This window comes from Paenibacillus sp. FSL H8-0122, assembly GCF_038005345.1.
Classification (GTDB): Bacteria; Bacillota; Bacilli; order Paenibacillales; family Paenibacillaceae; genus Paenibacillus_AQ.
This window is the reverse complement of sequence record NZ_JBBOTB010000001.1, coordinates 355,327-371,485: the sequence shown is the minus strand read 5'-3', so window position 1 is coordinate 371,485 and position 16,159 is coordinate 355,327. Positions and strand designations below refer to the sequence as shown.

The window sequence follows — 16,159 nt, the reverse complement described above, 5'->3', positions numbered from 1 at the left end:
GAAAGTATCCTTATATTTTTAACCGTGACCTTACTTTCGAATGTCCCAATACTTGAATAACTTCATATAGATCTGGAGTATTCCCCCTTCCTGTAATTGCGATTCGCAAGACCATACTGATATCTCCAACATGACCTCTATATAATGTTTTGTTCGCTTTGAATAATTTCATTTCTGGTGCAAACCCTATTTCGCGGGCTATTTCTTTAATCTCTTCAAACCATTCTTCGTTTGAATAGTTTTTCTCATTATCCTTAAATCTCGCTATATATTTTTGGGTGATAGCTGCGATATCCTCAGCTGAAATATTCTTAGGATAGTCCTGTTTCACATCCGGTTTTTGAAATAACTCATCAAAAAAATATCCGTATATTTCTCGAATTTCTGACCATTGGGAAATGTCCTTCCGCGGCTTTTCCCCACTTCTTCCGATACTGATGATTTTCAACCCATATTCTTTTTTTTCTGTCAGTAATTCCGCCAACGGGGGATCATAGGTTTTTGCCCATGCTACCGCTTCTTGGTACACCTCCTCCGCTTTCATTCCGGCAATAACATCTTTGCTAATATTCATCAGCTTCTTTAAATCAAATAATGCACCGCTACTATTCATTCGATGGAGCTCCACGTTAAACGCTTTATTGTTGGCCCCAGCATGCTCATTTCTCCACTGCTCATAATTGGAATTGGCTAAAGTCAGCAGATATTCGATAACTGATTTCTCTGGGACTCCTTTTTCTTGATAGTATTGGACCGCTGCTTCCGGATCCTTTCTTTTGCTCAGTTTTCTCTTGGAGTTTCCTTCCTCTTTCATAATGGGCGATATATGTGCATAACAAGGAGGAGTCCATCCAAAATATTCAAACAGCTGTATATGAACCGGTATAGAAGATAACCATTCGTCTCCTCTTATTACATGTGTCGTTCTCATCCAATGATCATCTACCACATGAGCCAGATGATAGGTTGGCAGACCGCCAGATTTTAACAAGACGATATCCTGATAATTTGTCGGCAGTTCCACTTCACCCCTGATCAAGTCATGGAACACGAGCTTTGGTTTTAAAGGATTAGCCTTTAAGCGAATAACATACGGTCGGCCTTCTTTTAAGTAGTCCGCTACCTCTGAAAAAGATAAATCGCGGTGGACCGCCCATTCTCCATAGTAGCCAGTCTGCACTTTTTTAGCTTCCTGGCTCTTTCTGATTTCCTGGATTTCTTCCTCTGAAACAAAGCACGGGTAAGCCTTTCCTTCCTCCATTAGCTTTCGGACCATAGCCCGATAAATATGTGCGCGTTGGCTTTGAATATATGGACCGTATCTACCAATTTCCTTACTCAATCCAATGGGACCTTCATCAAAATGAATCCCATAGTGAGTTAGCGCCTGAATGAGACTGCTGACGCCCCCTTCAACTTCTCTGCGCTTGTCTGTATCTTCAATCCGCAGATAGAAGCACCCTTCAGTTTGTTGGGCTAAACGTTGGGAAATTAACGCTGCAAAAACTCCGCCGATGTGTAAGAAACCGGTCGGGCTCGGGCCGAACCGGCTTACAAGCGCTCCCGCTTTTAGCGCTCTCGGGGGATATACTTGATCATAGTCCGTCTCCTGTTCTTCTTTTCCGCCAAACAGCAACTCAGCTATTGTTCTGCTCATAATCACAATCTCCTCGAAATAAATTAAATCTGCATAACGAAGGGAACAAACATTTCGTGTTCCGTCAAAGCACCATGCTCATACTCATACATATTACCTGCCGATTTAAAAGAACTGCTTCCAGCAATAGCAATAATATCCCCAATTCTCTGAGGCGCAACAAAGCCTGGTTGTAATAATTTGTACTTAACCAAATCATCTTTCCTAAGTATTATTCCCGTATCTTTAACCATCGATTCTACCCACCCAAGCGCCTTTTTTTCTTTTCCTATTTGTGGATAGAAATACAATACTCGCCCTGCTCCTCCTGTATTTGAGGAGAATAAGGAGGGGATTTGCGATTCCCTCAGTGCATTAAAGGAAGTTTTATCTTGTTTAACCTGTCCATGATCGGACATCAAAATAAATTTACGTTTCTCACTTTTATATCCGTCCCAAAAGCTAAATATATCATCCCAAACTTTGCTTGAAGTCAAGCAGCTGTAACCATATTCATGAATATAATCATCAAAATCAACATAAATCCATATTAGTTTTTTTTTATTTTTTTCATTAAGCAGAGCTGGAACTTGTTTCAATAAATTATCCAGCAGCAGTCGAGGCTGTAGCTTCGAATTTGGATAGTCCCATGCAGGCTTAATATGTTCTGCTCCTAGAGTTAAATGGTGACGAATTGGATTTAGTTCACTTACGCCATGATTCCCCAAATAATACGAGACAACATTTTTCTTTTGTAATTTTTGAAATATTGTTTGTTTTGGAGTCAGAGTCAAATTAAACGGATCATCTTTCCCCAGAAAAGTGCGCATATCATTTATATTGAGTGTATTGTTAATCCATAAATAATTGCCCTTCAGTTCTTCTTGATAGAAAGAAGTTCCATATACACCATGTTCCGATGGCCATGAACCGGTCACAACGGTTAACCAGCTACTGGAAGTTGTCGTTGGAAAAACAGAGGATAACACTGTCGTAAATTTATCGTTCTTATTTTTGACTAACGGAAAGACATCATTTGAAAAGTAATGAAAGGAAATAGCATCTACAGCAAACACTACCAACTCTTCTGTTCCCTCAGTAAACACATCATCTACAATATCAAAAACTGTTTTAATTGAATTCAGCTCATCCGGTTTATACCCATTTAATTCTTTAATATAATTGATCCGCTTTATTTCTGAATAAGATTGTTGAATTCCGGAAATATCATCTACATTACTTAGCCGCAAACGAAAAATATTGCTCCCCCCAATGTATATTTTTTTTCACAAAGGAAAAGAATCATTGAATAAAGGTAGTGCTAGGGTTTTTAATACATGTGAGATGTAGAAATTCGAAATCAGAAGTATATTTTTCAACCAGCTTAAGTACCTGATTTCTATCTCTTTCAATTAAGGCGTTCACCTCATCATTAAAAATGGAAAGGGGGAGTGCTTCTTTCAACTGAATAATCCACTTCTTGGGTGATGCCGGAAAAATGCCATACTCATCAAGAATTAGTTGGATTAACGGATACGTTAATGCATTGAGAATAAAATGCTCTTGGTTATCTGCCGGCGTACTATGAAGTTTAGAGGCTAATACTTTGATTCTATATTTAATCAAAACCTTTCTCTCTTCTGGAAGCTTATAACTTTTCTTTTTTTCAAAAGCTCTATTATATATTTCATCAAAGTAGACTCTATCCCCATAAATCAAATTCATCTCTGTGATAAAATTTATGCAGATCTCATCTACATTATTAATTTTTCTTAACATACCCTTTTTACTATCAACAAATAATTCTATCCACCTTCCATCTTCATCCTGGAAAAGATGAAAAGAGGAATGGCCAGCCTTAACAATACAATAGATGTCTATATCATAAGAGTCTTTATGCTGTGATGTAATAAAAAGAACAGAGCTAAGTGAGACATATGGCTTGATTTTCTCTAAAATATTTTCCATATTGTCCTCCCAATATACTTATTATTTCATCGATTTTCCCATTGGCTTCTATAATGTTTCTTTTTGGCACGGGGTTCTTTATGTATCGCTCAAAAGCAGTATTGGAGATATTAATAATATTATGGATATTATCATTTTCTACAGCTGCAGGATAAGAAACATCAATTATTAAGGATTCTGCTGGCATAGATTTCAAATCTTCTTTATTCAGTAAATTTGAACGATTACTAATTGCTAAAAAAGCGGTATCCACTATCGGCAAGAAAGACTTACAATCTTCTAATTTACAGAATACAATACGATTACTATTAAATTTTTCGTTGTATTTAGCCTTGTTTAAAACAATATCTCTAACCTTCTTCAAATCTCGATTTACCCAAATTATTTTTTCGAATTTTTCGTATACTTGTTCAAAGAAAAACTCAGCCATATATCCGCCACCAATGATCATAATAATTGGATTATGCTTGTTAGTGATATGCTCAAATAAAAGATTCCCGCCAATAGTTGAGTAATTCTCATCGGAATTCACCTGATAATCTTTTCTAATGCTTTGACTTATTTTTATTACTTGTTGTAATCCTTTGTAGTCACTATCCGTTATTGCACCTTTAGCATAAGAAAAGTTAATACTTTTAGTTACTTGATTATAGATTTCCCTCTCGCCGATAATTTCGGACTGTAAACCACATAAAGTGGATAATAATCTTCTCAGAGCCATTAATCCTTCTGCATAAAACAATTCATTATTAATCTCTACTGCTTCGTCCAATCGATATTGTTCATGCCGCAAGCATGTATTTAGTAAAAAACCACTATGATGCTCATTCCAATGCATATGTTTGCTGACTTTACTTACATAATCCTTTGATGTTGTTCTATGATCAATAAATAAACACGATAATTTTGAAGACAAATTGACCATTTCCCAGGGTATATGATAATCAAAAGATCTGGCATGTATTATACGCTTGCTATTTTCCAGTCTCCTCATCACATTCGAATGTCCCAATACTTGAATAACTTCATATAGATCTGGAGTATTCCCCCTTCCTGTAATTGCGATTCGCAAGACCATACTGACATCTCCAACATGACCTCTATATAATGATTTGTTCGCTTTGAACAATTTCATCTCTGGTGCAAACCCTATTTCGCGGGCTATTTCTTTAATCTCTTCAAACCATTCTTCGTTTGAATAGTTTTTCTCATTATCCTTAAATCTCGCTATATATTTTTGGGTGATAGCTGCGATATCCTCAGCTGAAATATTCTTAGGATAGTCCTGTTTCACATCCGGTTTTTGAAATAACTCATCAAAAAAATATCCGTATATTTCTCGAATTTCTGACCATTGGGAAATGTCCTTCCGCGGCTTTTCCCCACTTCTTCCGATACTGATGATTTTCAACCCATATTCTTTTTTCTCTGTCAGTAATTCCGCCAACGGGGGATCATAGGTTTTTGCCCATGCTACCGCTTCTTGGTACACCTCCTCCGCTTTCATTCCGGCAATAACATCTTTGCTAATATTCATCAGCTTCTTTAAATCAAATAATGCACCGCTACTATTCATTCGATGGAGCTCCACGTTAAACGCTTTATTGTTGGCCCCAGCATGCTCATTTCTCCACTGCTCATAATTGGAATTGGCTAAAGTCAGCAGATATTCGATAACTGATTTCTCTGGGACTCCTTTTTCTTGATAGTATTGGACCGCTGCTTCCGGATCCTTTCTTTTGCTCAGTTTTCTCTTAGAGTTCCCTTCCTCTTTCATAATGGGCGATATATGTGCATAACAAGGAGGAGTCCATCCAAAATATTCAAACAGCTGTATATGAACCGGTATAGAAGATAACCATTCGTCTCCTCTTATTACATGTGTCGTTCTCATCCAATGATCATCTACCACATGAGCCAGATGATAGGTTGGCAGACCGCCAGATTTTAACAAGACGATATCCTGATAATTTGTCGGCAGTTCCACTTCACCCCTGATCAAGTCATGGAACACGAGCTTTGGTTTTAAAGGATTAGCCTTTAAGCGAATAACATACGGTCGGCCTTCTTTTAAGTAGTCCGCTACCTCTGAAAAAGATAAATCGCGGTGGACCGCCCATTCTCCATAGTAGCCAGTCTGCACTTTTTTAGCTTCCTGGCTCTTTCTGATTTCCTGGATTTCTTCCTCTGAAACAAAGCACGGGTAAGCCTTTCCTTCCTCCATTAGCTTTCGGACCATAGCCCGATAAATATGTGCGCGTTGGCTTTGAATATATGGACCGTATCTACCAATTTCCTTACTCAATCCAATGGGACCTTCATCAAAATGAATCCCATAGTGAGTTAGCGCCTGAATGAGACTGCTGACGCCCCCTTCAACTTCTCTGCGCTTGTCTGTATCTTCAATCCGCAGATAGAAGCACCCTTCAGTTTGTTGGGCTAAACGTTGGGAAATTAACGCTGCAAAAACTCCGCCGATGTGTAAGAAACCGGTCGGGCTCGGGCCGAACCGGCTTACAAGCGCTCCCGCTTTTAGCGCTCTCGGGGGATATACTCGATCATAGTCCGTCTCCTGTTCTTCTTTTCCGCCAAACAGCAACTCAGCTATTGTTCTGCTCATAAAGCTCACCTCACTTGACTCTATATAAAACTTATTGAATGCCCTAGTTTCTCACGTTTAACCTCTAAATATTTTCTAACGTGCTCGTTTACTGGATAAGTTAGCTCCACTTGCTCAATAACTTTATATCCGCCTGATTTTAACACTGTAATTTTCCGAAAATTATTACTGGCTACCTTTATAGTTTTAGAAAGATTTAAGTCTCCCAATGCTCTTATCGCAAACGAATATTCTCTGGGATCAAGCTCAAAATTAAGTCTTTGAAATGCTTGAACGGTATCAATCTCATATTCTTGTTCCAGTCTCATAGCCTTTATCTTATTATCTAAACCATGCCCTCTGCCTTCCTGATATAAATACACTACAATACCTTTTCCTAATTGTCCTATTCTCTCCAAACAGCCTGATAGTTGTAATTTGCAATCGCAATCCAAGGAGTGGAAAGCTTCACTGAATAAGCAACTAGAATGAATTCTAACCAACGGTGTTCCTTCCGTAATATCTCCCATATGAAACGTAACACATTCATAGTTCGGCTCAAATTTATGCAATGTTACAGTAAAAGATCCATATTGCGTAACTAATGGTGTTGAACTAGAAATTGTCATTCAAAAACTCTCCTTTAGATTCTCAATTTTCATCCCTTGAATTTTATTCCAGAAAGATGATTTATCATTGAATTTTTGATATATTGGCAGCAGACTTGTCTGTGGCGCATATATGTTCGCCTTTTGCAGCGATGCATATATGCTTTTTTCCAGTAATAAAGGATTTTTAATTAAAGCCAACTTCAGAAGGTTATTGACCTTTGTTTGGTCCCCCCCCATCTTCATGACCAAAAAAGCCTTATTTATGAAATGATGTGCTCCGCTATCAATTTTTAACGCTTCATCAATATAGTTAAGAGCTATGTCATAGGATCCTCTTATTTGATATATTGAGGCCAATGCAAAGTAAAGGCGGTCTCTGCTAGTATTTTTATTCTGTAATGCTTTCGTTAATAATTTTTCCGCTTCATCTAGTTCACCCTGAATAATATAGTATTGAGCCATAAATCTAAGCGCGAGATAATAATTCCCTTCTAAATCGAGAGCTTTTTGGCAGCATTCCAAGGCTTTCTCAAAATTATCTATCACAAAAAATTCAAGACTCAATAAAGAAAATAAATTGGGATTTGGATCTGTATTTAAAGCATCCTGAATCCTTTCGATATTTCTGTGTCTCTTTTCCAAACTTCGATCTCTTCCTCTAACCTCTAAATGGTGAAGTGTAATGTCATTCATCCGAGCCATAGTTTTATTGCTCTTATCAATAGACGGCTGAACGGATTCGTGCCATTTGCCTGACCATATAATTTGTGGGTCATTTCTAAATAATCTTAATTTATATACAAATGCCCAAAGGCCATCTCCGTAGTAATTGTAGTTTGGGAATGAAATAGCATCGGCGTCTGTTTCTTTAACAATTTCTCTAATTCTAATAAGATCCCGTGTATGAATGCACTCATCCGCATCTATCACTAAGACCCACTCCGCACTAGCAAGTTCAAGTCCGATATTTCGCAACACATCTAATGATGTAGCTGAAGCTTTTACTACTTGTGCTCCTGCTTCCATTGCAATATTATAGCTGTCGTCCGTTGAATAATTATCGACTATTATGATTTCATCAACATATGGCTTCATGGATAAAAGCAGTTCATTTAAGTATCTCTCTTCATTTTTAATAATCATACATAGGCTAATAAGCAACTTATCCCCCCCTTTATCTTCATATTGCAAGCCTCTCTAAATCCTTTTTCAATTGATTTGAATTCACAAACCTCAAAGTTTTGATCCCTAGGGTTGCTGCTGTATTAATATTTCTCTGGGAATCATCAATTAATAAAACTTCTTCGCTATTTAAGTTGTATTTTGAAAGTACATATCTGAATGATTCTTTTTGCCTTTTAACATAACCAATATCGTAAGAATAAATAACAATATTGAATAATCTTTCATAATCAAAATGATTTTCCATATACTGAACCCATTCTTTAGAATTTACGGATAAAAGAATTAATTCATATTTGGAACCTAACCTCTCATATATTTCTCTTGTTCCTTCTATTTCAATGAAATGCTCTCTTATCATCTGTTTAAAATCCGTAATTGATAAATCATACTGAGGACTTGAAGATAGTAAAGAATGGATGAACTCATCCTCCGTGACTTTCCCTAGCCATAGAGGGGAGAAGTCAAACATGTATAACTTATCCGAAATTTTTTCTTCAGATACGCCAATTTTTTTCGAAATCTTGCTCTCTATTCCTTCAATTCCTTTTATTAATACATCCGATAAATCACATATAATTGTTTTAATCGCCATAATTCACCTATTCCAAGAATTTTTTCAGTCTATCCAATCCATAATTCAAAACTTCCTCATTTATTCCGTATGTCAGCCTAAAATACATCAAGGATTCATCTAACCCTAGTCCAGAACAAGGTAATAAACTTATACTGCTGTCTTTCAATAGTGCTTTGAATAAAGCTATATCACTCTTGTATTTATAGTTATTAATCTTAAAAGTAATATTAAAATTTGCTTCTGGTATAATAATATTTTCAACACTCGGAGATTTTAATAAGTGATCCATGCTTAGATTTCTCAAATAGAGCATCCGACGGTTATTTTCTTCCATTTGAGTTATAAAGTCACATTGTTGACATGAGCATTTTTCGTTTCTTAGAACGGCTAATTCATGTAGTGCGATTTCCACCCAGGCTTCATTTACTGCTAATGGTGCATTTCCTATATCATCACCAATAATCTTGATAAACCCTTTAGTCTTATCGCCCATAAAAGTCTCATCCGCTAAGACATAGCCAATTCTGTACTCAGCAAGAAGGTATTTCTTTGAAGCGGTTACAATACGAATGACGTATTTATTGTTAATACCGGCTGGAAACCTCTTTAGTCTTTTGTCCCCCTCTCCTTGATAAAAAGCATCTCCTGATTCATCAATAATTAAATAAATACGTTTCTCTTCTAAAAATGGAATGATCTTCTCGAAAAAATCCTCGGAATAATACAAATAGGTAGGGTTTGTCGGATTTGCGATAAATATCGCTTTTGTATTCGCATCGATAGAATCTATCAATTCCTCCGCTGTTATCTGAAATTGTTTCTTTTCAGAACCAATGACGGAATCAATTTGTGCTAATCTCTCGACCCGGTTCAGCATCCTATAGTATGTGGGACCTACAACGAGAAGTTTCTTGACCTTGTTCTCCCCTTCGAATATCGCTTCTAATATTCTATTAAAGCCATAGGTTGCTCCAGCCACCATGCAAATATTTCTGATTGAATAGTTTGTACTATGTAAACTATTCTCCAGCTCTATCAGTATTTCCCGCAGTGGTTGAGATCCGGCATCCCATCCATAACCTTGTCTTGGTTTCTCCACTCCATTTATTTCAACCGCCAGCTTGGAAAGTATTACTTTAGGCAAAGGAAACTCACCAGGCTCAGGATATCCCGTTGATAATGCCACGACTTTTTGCTTTATATTTTGAGAATAGGTTAAATCCAAATATTCTCTGAATCTCAGATACGTAACTTCATGAATTGTTTTAGTTACTATCATATTTCCTCCTAACTATTAAAGACCATAGGTTTGTGAATGTGCTCCATACCAAATCCATAGTTCACATTAATAAATTTGCTATTAAAATCAATAACATCTTTCTTTACATACTCATCTCTTAAAATTTTCTTTATGAATACTGCAATCTGTTCTATATCTTTTTCTTTCATCCCCCTTCTTGTTACTTCTTGTAATCCTAACCTCAAAAACAAATCATTTCCCAGTGCTTTGCTAGTATTAACGGACATATTGTTATCTAGAAATCTTTTTACAATTATTTTATTCTCTTCCTTTACGTAAACATGCAGTTGATGATTTTCTGTAAATTTGTTCTGGTCAAGCTTTCTTACATTATATCCATACTGCTCCAGACAACTTCCTAAATGATTCGAGTTTCTAATGATTTGATCTGCATATTCTTTACCCCATATATCCATTTCTATAATTGTTATAGCCAATGCAATAACACTATTGATATGTGTAGAGGAGTAAAAATTATTATGAATAATTTTATTGAAGTCTTGGGCATCTGCTTCATCCCTAAATGCAATTAAACCATGATGTGGACCTGGTAAAGTTTTATGCGTATTGGCGACAATAATATTAGCCCCTTCCAATAAGGGAGACTGGAATTTACCGCCCATAATCAAACCAATCGTATGGCTGGCATCGTAAATAATAATGGCTTCATTACCGAGTGCTTCCCTTAGAAGCTTAATGGGATGGGGCTTTAAAAGCACAGAGGTGTCCAGATATAACGCCTTACAATTATTTTTTTTAAAAATCTCGGCTATACCATCTACACTAAAAGTAAGATTGGCGTGATCATACTCGGCAAATACATGCCCCCTGCCACTTCTCTCCACAATCCCTTTAGTGCAGAAATGTCCACCATGCTTTGAAGACACCGTCATAATCTGATCTCCTGGATCTGTAGTACTTAAAAGGACGCTAATCATGGCATGGACACCGGATAAACAATTTAAATTGACCAGACCTGCATTTAGCATTACTTTCAATTTAACAGATGCATCGTTTATCAATTCAGAAATTTCTGGCATTCCTTTAGCTGCAAAATTACTATGAACAAAGACTCCGTCTACGCCTTCCCCCATATTGTAACGATGAGCTAATTTGGAGCGGTAAAAATGTAAAGCTAAGTCAGACATAACATTTTCATTGGCTGTTAAATGTAATATTTCATCATAATCACTCTCGAGTGTAGTTATTTGTTCGAAATAAGAAGGCACCATTCTTTCTCCACCTTTTTAAAATAATGTATTACTCATTAATTAATTTCAATTCCACCTCATCCTAACAGTATTTCTCCTTTAATAAGGATAAAATACTCTCTCTCAATACTCCATTCGGTAATTTCTCAAAATCTTTCAGCATCTTGTCCGCTTCTAAGAACGTGAAGTTATCTTTGTATTCCGTTACTTTACGCCATAAAAGTATCTCTATAGCATCAGGATACTTAGCACACATCCTTTTTATATTATTTATCAGCTGTTCAAACTCACCTGGTGCTCTTGGGTGCTCTTGATGATAGTTCGAAGCCTCTGGAGTAAAATGAAATTCATACCCACGTAAATATAGCTGGTAAGCAAAATCTGTATCTTCCGCTCCCCAACCAATCATTGACTCGTCAAAGCTTAAATCATTTATATCATTGCGTCTTAATGCCATATTCCCAGTTGTAGCCGCTATCCAGGCAAAACTGAAATCACTGAACCGGTCTGAAAAAACTTCACGAATCGAATTAAAGTTATCTGGAGGTTCAAATAAATAAAAAGTCTTTATAGCCGCATCCAGATTCTGTCTTAATACTTCCGAGGTAAACAGCGCTTCCTCATTTAACAATTTTTGAGTCACCCCGGGATTACGTTCTATAAAGCGTAAAAATTCTGCCTGTGCATTAAATGGAATACGAAGTTTACTGGTGTATTTTCTTAGTATTGAGTATTTTGAACCAATGCTTACTATCTTCTCTTTTGCACGTAAAGCATTGCAATGTTCTTCTAAAAAGGAAGATGAGGGTATCCGATCACTATCAACAAAAACAATTAAATCACCACTAGCCAACTGTAATCCGCGATTTCTTGCGCTGGCTCTCCCCTTCGATTCATCGTAAGAATAAACGATATTCATTTGATGAGAAAAGGAACGAATCATTTTTTGTGTATTATCTGTGCTTCCATCATCTGCAACTACAATCTCAAAATTCTTGTTCGTTTGCTGTGTAAAGCCTGACAAAGTGCTTTCCAAGTCACTTAACTTGTTATAGGTGGGAATTACCACAGAAATGGAACTCATACCATCGCTCCCTTCTAAGCTAAATACATCTAATTAATTTCCTGCGCTCTCATATCTTTTCAAGCCTGCTTTAAAAAGAAAAAGAGAACTCCAGATACAATATATAGAAACAATTGGACAGAGAAACCAAAAGTATTTCCATATTGTTTTCTCAAAAAGAAATGATGCTGGTATAAACCCTATAAAAGCATAAGGGAGAACAAAAATTAAAATTAACTGTATGGCATGGTTATAAATATTTATTGGATATTTTCCGAATTCATGAAATCCATTAATAGAAACTGGAAGAGAAATTCCTGCATTTTTGTACCAGAATGATATTGAATTGGCAGCCAGATTGATAGAAGCTGATATTATACTTACGAAAAGAAAAATAAGTAAAAAAGTAATTACTTTTCCAGTAGTCCAATCTATGCCTGTGTTATTTAACGAATAGCCTACAATAACAAGACCAATTACAATATTGCCTAACCCGTTAACTCCAATTTTTGAGCTTATCACCTGTAGCGTCATTGAGAGCGGTCTCAAAAGATATTTGTCAAGTCCGCCTGAATTAATTGAAAAAGGCAGACTCCATACACCTTCAAATAATAACGAAGCCAGTCCTTCTGAAAATGTGACCATACCGTATATTAACAGCATTTGATCGAGTGACCATCCGTTGATTTGAGGTATTTTCTCGAAAATAACTCCAAGAAATATCAATCCCAGTGTGCATGTGAATATGGAGGAAAGCGACATAATTAATAAATCGATCTTATACTCCAATAGAACTTTTACTTGTTGTCCCATAAGCCGAAAATACATAGCTACATTTCGTTTGATTAACTTCATACACTCACCCATCTCAGATTATCGGCTAACCTCCATATACTGTTAATTTTTTCATTGCTTTTCTCCAAAATAAGGAGCCAAGTAACCACATTACCCCAAACCATAATATTTGCACTCCTATCAGTGTAAAAGCAGTATAGATATCGACCTTCTGCAAGAAAATTGAAGCGGGTGTATGCAGTAGGGATTGAAATGGAGAAAATAGCGCGACCGTCTTGAACCAATCAGGAAAAAAATTCAAGGGTATTAGCGCACCAGAAAAAAGATTGATAAGCGCAGTACGAAATGCCACAATTCCATTTATGCTTGTAGTCCAAAAACACAATAGACTGAACAAAAAAATAAGTGTGTATCGAACCCATAAGGAGCAAAGTATGCTAATTGCAGTCATGATCCATGTTTGTGGATGATTAGGTAATGATATATCAAAAGTCAATTTGAGAAGTGTTCCGACAAAAACAGTACTGAAAGTACCTTCAAAAATGCTTGCACCAACAGTTTGAGCAAAATTCGCTTTCTGAAAATTAATAGGCCTAAGCAGATCCATAATGACACTGCCTACCATAATTTTTTTTGAAATTTCATAATCGGTTTTAAGCGATAGCAAGTTATTACATATATAAGATATTAATAGATATTGCTTTAAATTTTCCCACCCAAATCCATTTACTACTTCATTACTTGCAAAAATTGCCTTCCATATATAAAAAAGGCATACCATTTTCACCACACTGAAAAACAAATTACTAAAAAAAGCTGTCCTATACGCTATTGAATCCTGAATTGAAGACCTCATAATTGCTATGTATTTATTATATTTCATATTATTTTCTCTTGAGATCGGTCGTTTATATTTCTGACTACTTGATTAATTCCAGGTTCTTCGATGGAAAAATCTACAACCGCTGAAAAATTCATCACCATATTTACAATGCTTCCCGCAGTATGTTCAAATCGGTCGAAAGTTAAAGAAATTTGTCTTTCATCTATGCAGCCTGGATCGAAATGGGATAATTCTTTCGAAATAACGTTGATATCAACGGAATCTTTAAGCTTTATATGAATAACGCGTTTCCTTGCAAAGGTATCCTTTGCTTGCTGCAATTCACCATCATGAATAATGTTACCTCGATCAATGACGAGAAGTCTTTTGCAAATATCATCAATGTCATCCAAATCATGCGTTGTTAATATAACTGTCGTTTCCTTTTCCTGGTTTAGCTTTTTGATAAAATACCGAACTCTTTGTTTCACTTCAATATCCAGGCCAATAGTCGGCTCGTCGAGAAAAACAATTTTTGGATTATGTAAAAAAGCTGCCGCTAAGTCTGCCCTCATTCTCTGGCCTAAAGATAAGCTTCTCGCCGATAAATGAATAAATTCTCCGAGTTCCAATATATCTTCAAATGTGCTCATATTATCTGCATATATTAAATCTGGAATTTCATAGATTTCCTTTAGCATTCTGAATGATTCAAGGATAGGTATATCCCACCACATTTGAGTTCTCTGGCCAAAAACTGCACCAATAGACTTCGTATATTGAATTCGATTCAGATGCGGAATCAGCTTATTAATTAGAATATCTCCGCCTGTTGGAACTAAAACACCTGTCATCATTTTTATTACTGTTGATTTACCCGCTCCATTTGAACCTAAGAATGCAACAGATTCTCCTTCTCTTATAGACAAGCTTATATTGTTTACAGCGATTTTATCTACATACTTTGGTGAGAACAAATGCTTCATTGCCCCCGCAACACCTTTTTCTTTTATCGGTTGCCTGTAAATCTTAGATATTTTCTCGAGAGAAATCAATATCACTCCAACCTCCATTTTTTTATATTTATAAGATTATAAAGAATAATGCAGCTAATACGTATCATTATTAATATTGTTAAATAACTTTCATCTTAATTTAAATTCCTTTATTTAACTTTATAACTCTCTAAACGAGTTGTACAGTATCTATTTTTCGGTTTAAGTCCCAATTTTTCGGAAATCAATTATAATTTTTATAGTTAATGTAATGAATAATAATGGTAGGGTATAAAGTAAAAGTAATATTAAGAGAGCAAAAGGTTTAATCCAAAAATTTTCTTATTAAACCAATAAAATGGTAAATTAATAAGTTGGGGCAAGTTTGTTCGAAGTAATACTACTTCCAAATTACATTTTATGAGTAGTATTATTACTACAAGACTGGTTAGATTTAAAAATAGTACTTAACAAGTGATTATACTTACAAAAACCTGTACGGAGTTTTATGTAATTATTACTAGTAAGTACTGGATTCCAACCAACTCCTTCGGGTAGAAGGGTCACCCTAATGATAACCCGAATCCTATCATCTTTTTACCACGCTGTTCCTTACAGTGTTTCCATAGCCTTCGTCCATCATTCCGAGACTCGGCTTCGTCTTTTCCCCTTTGTAGAACTCTTCTGACAACGCGACAGAATACACTTGATGTTGTGGCCTAGGTTGTTGCTCGTCTGGTCTCTGACTGTTATTTTGTCGATGCGCTTTTACACACAAATTTCGCCATGCGCAAGCTTCTTAGAGGTTCTTCTCTTGGTTGGACTTTAACCAACTAGATAATGCGTGCCTATGTGCACCTAAGCAACAAAAAAATCCTGTTAATCAAAAGGTTCTTGACTATCAGGACTAATTTCGTTTTTTCGGAATTTATTATAAATCCGTGACAAACTGTTATAAATGAAGAATTCCATCTCCCTCAAACTGTGTCTACTTCCCAAGCCTCGCCCTATACACCGAAAATAAAGTCGTCTCATTCCCCCCCCCCCTTGCCCCGCCTGGCTTTCGCCGTTTTCTCCCTTTCCCAAAAAAACCAAAACAAATAAATTCGTTTCACGATAGGAAAAACGCCTGCTAAAGACTATTGAGAAAGGACTGGGAAATGAAAATAAAGTCATGATGGTAGAGGGAATAGATTGGGAAATTCCTAAAAAATAGAGTGAACATCAAAAAAATCAAAGAAAAAATTGGGAAGAGCCTTAGGGGATAGTTGCGTATTCTGGCCTTCCCTCGTGCTCTTCCCTTGGATTTCTCTTGATATGACGAGGATTGTGGGCTATTCGGGCCGCAATTGTCCCCTCTTGTAGCACTTGCCGCATTTGCCCGGGGTTGGTTTGGAAG

The 16,159-nt window shown here is 36.4% G+C and carries 13 protein-coding genes; all 13 read right to left on the bottom strand.

Annotated elements, in window-relative coordinates:
• Nucleotides 1–10: 10 nt before the first annotated feature.
• Nucleotides 11–1,657, bottom strand: a complete 1,647-nt coding sequence (gene gltX, locus NSS64_RS01715; RefSeq protein WP_341139012.1) for a glutamate--tRNA ligase — start codon at nucleotides 1,655–1,657, stop codon at nucleotides 11–13.
• A gap of 23 nt (nucleotides 1,658–1,680) precedes the next feature.
• Complete coding sequence (locus NSS64_RS01710) at nucleotides 1,681–2,886, bottom strand: alkaline phosphatase family protein (RefSeq protein WP_341139011.1); 1,206 nt, start codon at nucleotides 2,884–2,886, stop codon at nucleotides 1,681–1,683.
• A gap of 52 nt (nucleotides 2,887–2,938) precedes the next feature.
• Entirely contained in the window at nucleotides 2,939–3,604 is a 666-nt protein-coding gene (locus NSS64_RS01705) for a hypothetical protein (protein WP_341139010.1), read from the bottom strand.
• Nucleotides 3,561–6,224, bottom strand: coding sequence for a glutamate--tRNA ligase (gene gltX / locus NSS64_RS01700; protein ID WP_341139009.1), 2,664 nt, complete (start codon nucleotides 6,222–6,224; stop codon nucleotides 3,561–3,563). Before gltX (NSS64_RS01700) ends, NSS64_RS01705 begins: the two co-directional genes overlap by 44 nt.
• Nucleotides 6,225–6,244: 20 nt before the next feature.
• Complete coding sequence (locus NSS64_RS01695; protein WP_341139008.1) at nucleotides 6,245–6,832, bottom strand: GTP cyclohydrolase II; 588 nt, start codon at nucleotides 6,830–6,832, stop codon at nucleotides 6,245–6,247.
• Nucleotides 6,833–8,005: a glycosyltransferase gene (locus tag NSS64_RS01690; protein WP_341139007.1), complete on the bottom strand. Its 1,173-nt coding sequence runs from the start codon at nucleotides 8,003–8,005 to the stop codon at nucleotides 6,833–6,835.
• The gene (locus NSS64_RS01685) at nucleotides 7,995–8,591 is read right to left on the bottom strand and encodes an HAD-IA family hydrolase (protein ID WP_341139006.1); all 597 of its coding nucleotides are present in this window, start codon (nucleotides 8,589–8,591) and stop codon (nucleotides 7,995–7,997) included. The genes NSS64_RS01690 and NSS64_RS01685 overlap by 11 nt, the downstream gene beginning before the upstream one ends.
• A gap of 7 nt (nucleotides 8,592–8,598) precedes the next feature.
• On the bottom strand, nucleotides 8,599–9,852 hold the full coding sequence (locus NSS64_RS01680; RefSeq protein ID WP_341139005.1) for a pyridoxal phosphate-dependent aminotransferase: 1,254 nt from the start codon (nucleotides 9,850–9,852) through the stop codon (nucleotides 8,599–8,601).
• 8 nt (nucleotides 9,853–9,860) lie between these two features.
• The gene (locus tag NSS64_RS01675; protein WP_341139004.1) at nucleotides 9,861–11,105 is read right to left on the bottom strand and encodes a hypothetical protein; all 1,245 of its coding nucleotides are present in this window, start codon (nucleotides 11,103–11,105) and stop codon (nucleotides 9,861–9,863) included.
• Nucleotides 11,106–11,166: 61 nt separating this feature from the next.
• The gene (locus NSS64_RS01670) at nucleotides 11,167–12,168 is read right to left on the bottom strand and encodes a glycosyltransferase family 2 protein (RefSeq protein WP_341139003.1); all 1,002 of its coding nucleotides are present in this window, start codon (nucleotides 12,166–12,168) and stop codon (nucleotides 11,167–11,169) included.
• Nucleotides 12,169–12,201: 33 nt separating this feature from the next.
• The gene (locus NSS64_RS01665; RefSeq protein ID WP_341139002.1) at nucleotides 12,202–13,002 is read right to left on the bottom strand and encodes an ABC transporter permease; all 801 of its coding nucleotides are present in this window, start codon (nucleotides 13,000–13,002) and stop codon (nucleotides 12,202–12,204) included.
• Between the two features lie 25 nt (nucleotides 13,003–13,027).
• On the bottom strand, nucleotides 13,028–13,825 hold the full coding sequence (locus NSS64_RS01660; protein WP_341139001.1) for an ABC transporter permease: 798 nt from the start codon (nucleotides 13,823–13,825) through the stop codon (nucleotides 13,028–13,030).
• Nucleotides 13,822–14,826, bottom strand: coding sequence for an ABC transporter ATP-binding protein (locus NSS64_RS01655; protein ID WP_341139000.1), 1,005 nt, complete (start codon nucleotides 14,824–14,826; stop codon nucleotides 13,822–13,824). The genes NSS64_RS01660 and NSS64_RS01655 overlap by 4 nt, the downstream gene beginning before the upstream one ends.
• Nucleotides 14,827–16,159 lie beyond the last annotated feature (1,333 nt).

What these genes read in the sequence shown, in the direction of transcription:
- NSS64_RS01695 (WP_341139008.1), bottom strand. Translation starts at nt 6,832, where the DNA reads ATGACAATTTCTAGTTCAACACCATTAGTTACGCAATATGGATCTTTT.
- NSS64_RS01680 (WP_341139005.1), bottom strand. Translation starts at nt 9,852, where the DNA reads ATGATAGTAACTAAAACAATTCATGAAGTTACGTATCTGAGATTCAGA.
- NSS64_RS01705 (WP_341139010.1), bottom strand. Translation starts at nt 3,604, where the DNA reads ATGGAAAATATTTTAGAGAAAATCAAGCCATATGTCTCACTTAGCTCT.
- NSS64_RS01675 (WP_341139004.1), bottom strand. Translation starts at nt 11,105, where the DNA reads ATGGTGCCTTCTTATTTCGAACAAATAACTACACTCGAGAGTGATTAT.
- gltX (WP_341139009.1), bottom strand. Translation starts at nt 6,224, where the DNA reads ATGAGCAGAACAATAGCTGAGTTGCTGTTTGGCGGAAAAGAAGAACAG.
- NSS64_RS01665 (WP_341139002.1), bottom strand. Translation starts at nt 13,002, where the DNA reads ATGAAGTTAATCAAACGAAATGTAGCTATGTATTTTCGGCTTATGGGA.
- NSS64_RS01670 (WP_341139003.1), bottom strand. Translation starts at nt 12,168, where the DNA reads ATGAGTTCCATTTCTGTGGTAATTCCCACCTATAACAAGTTAAGTGAC.
- NSS64_RS01660 (WP_341139001.1), bottom strand. Translation starts at nt 13,825, where the DNA reads ATGAAATATAATAAATACATAGCAATTATGAGGTCTTCAATTCAGGAT.
- NSS64_RS01685 (WP_341139006.1), bottom strand. Translation starts at nt 8,591, where the DNA reads ATGGCGATTAAAACAATTATATGTGATTTATCGGATGTATTAATAAAA.
- gltX (WP_341139012.1), bottom strand. Translation starts at nt 1,657, where the DNA reads ATGAGCAGAACAATAGCTGAGTTGCTGTTTGGCGGAAAAGAAGAACAG.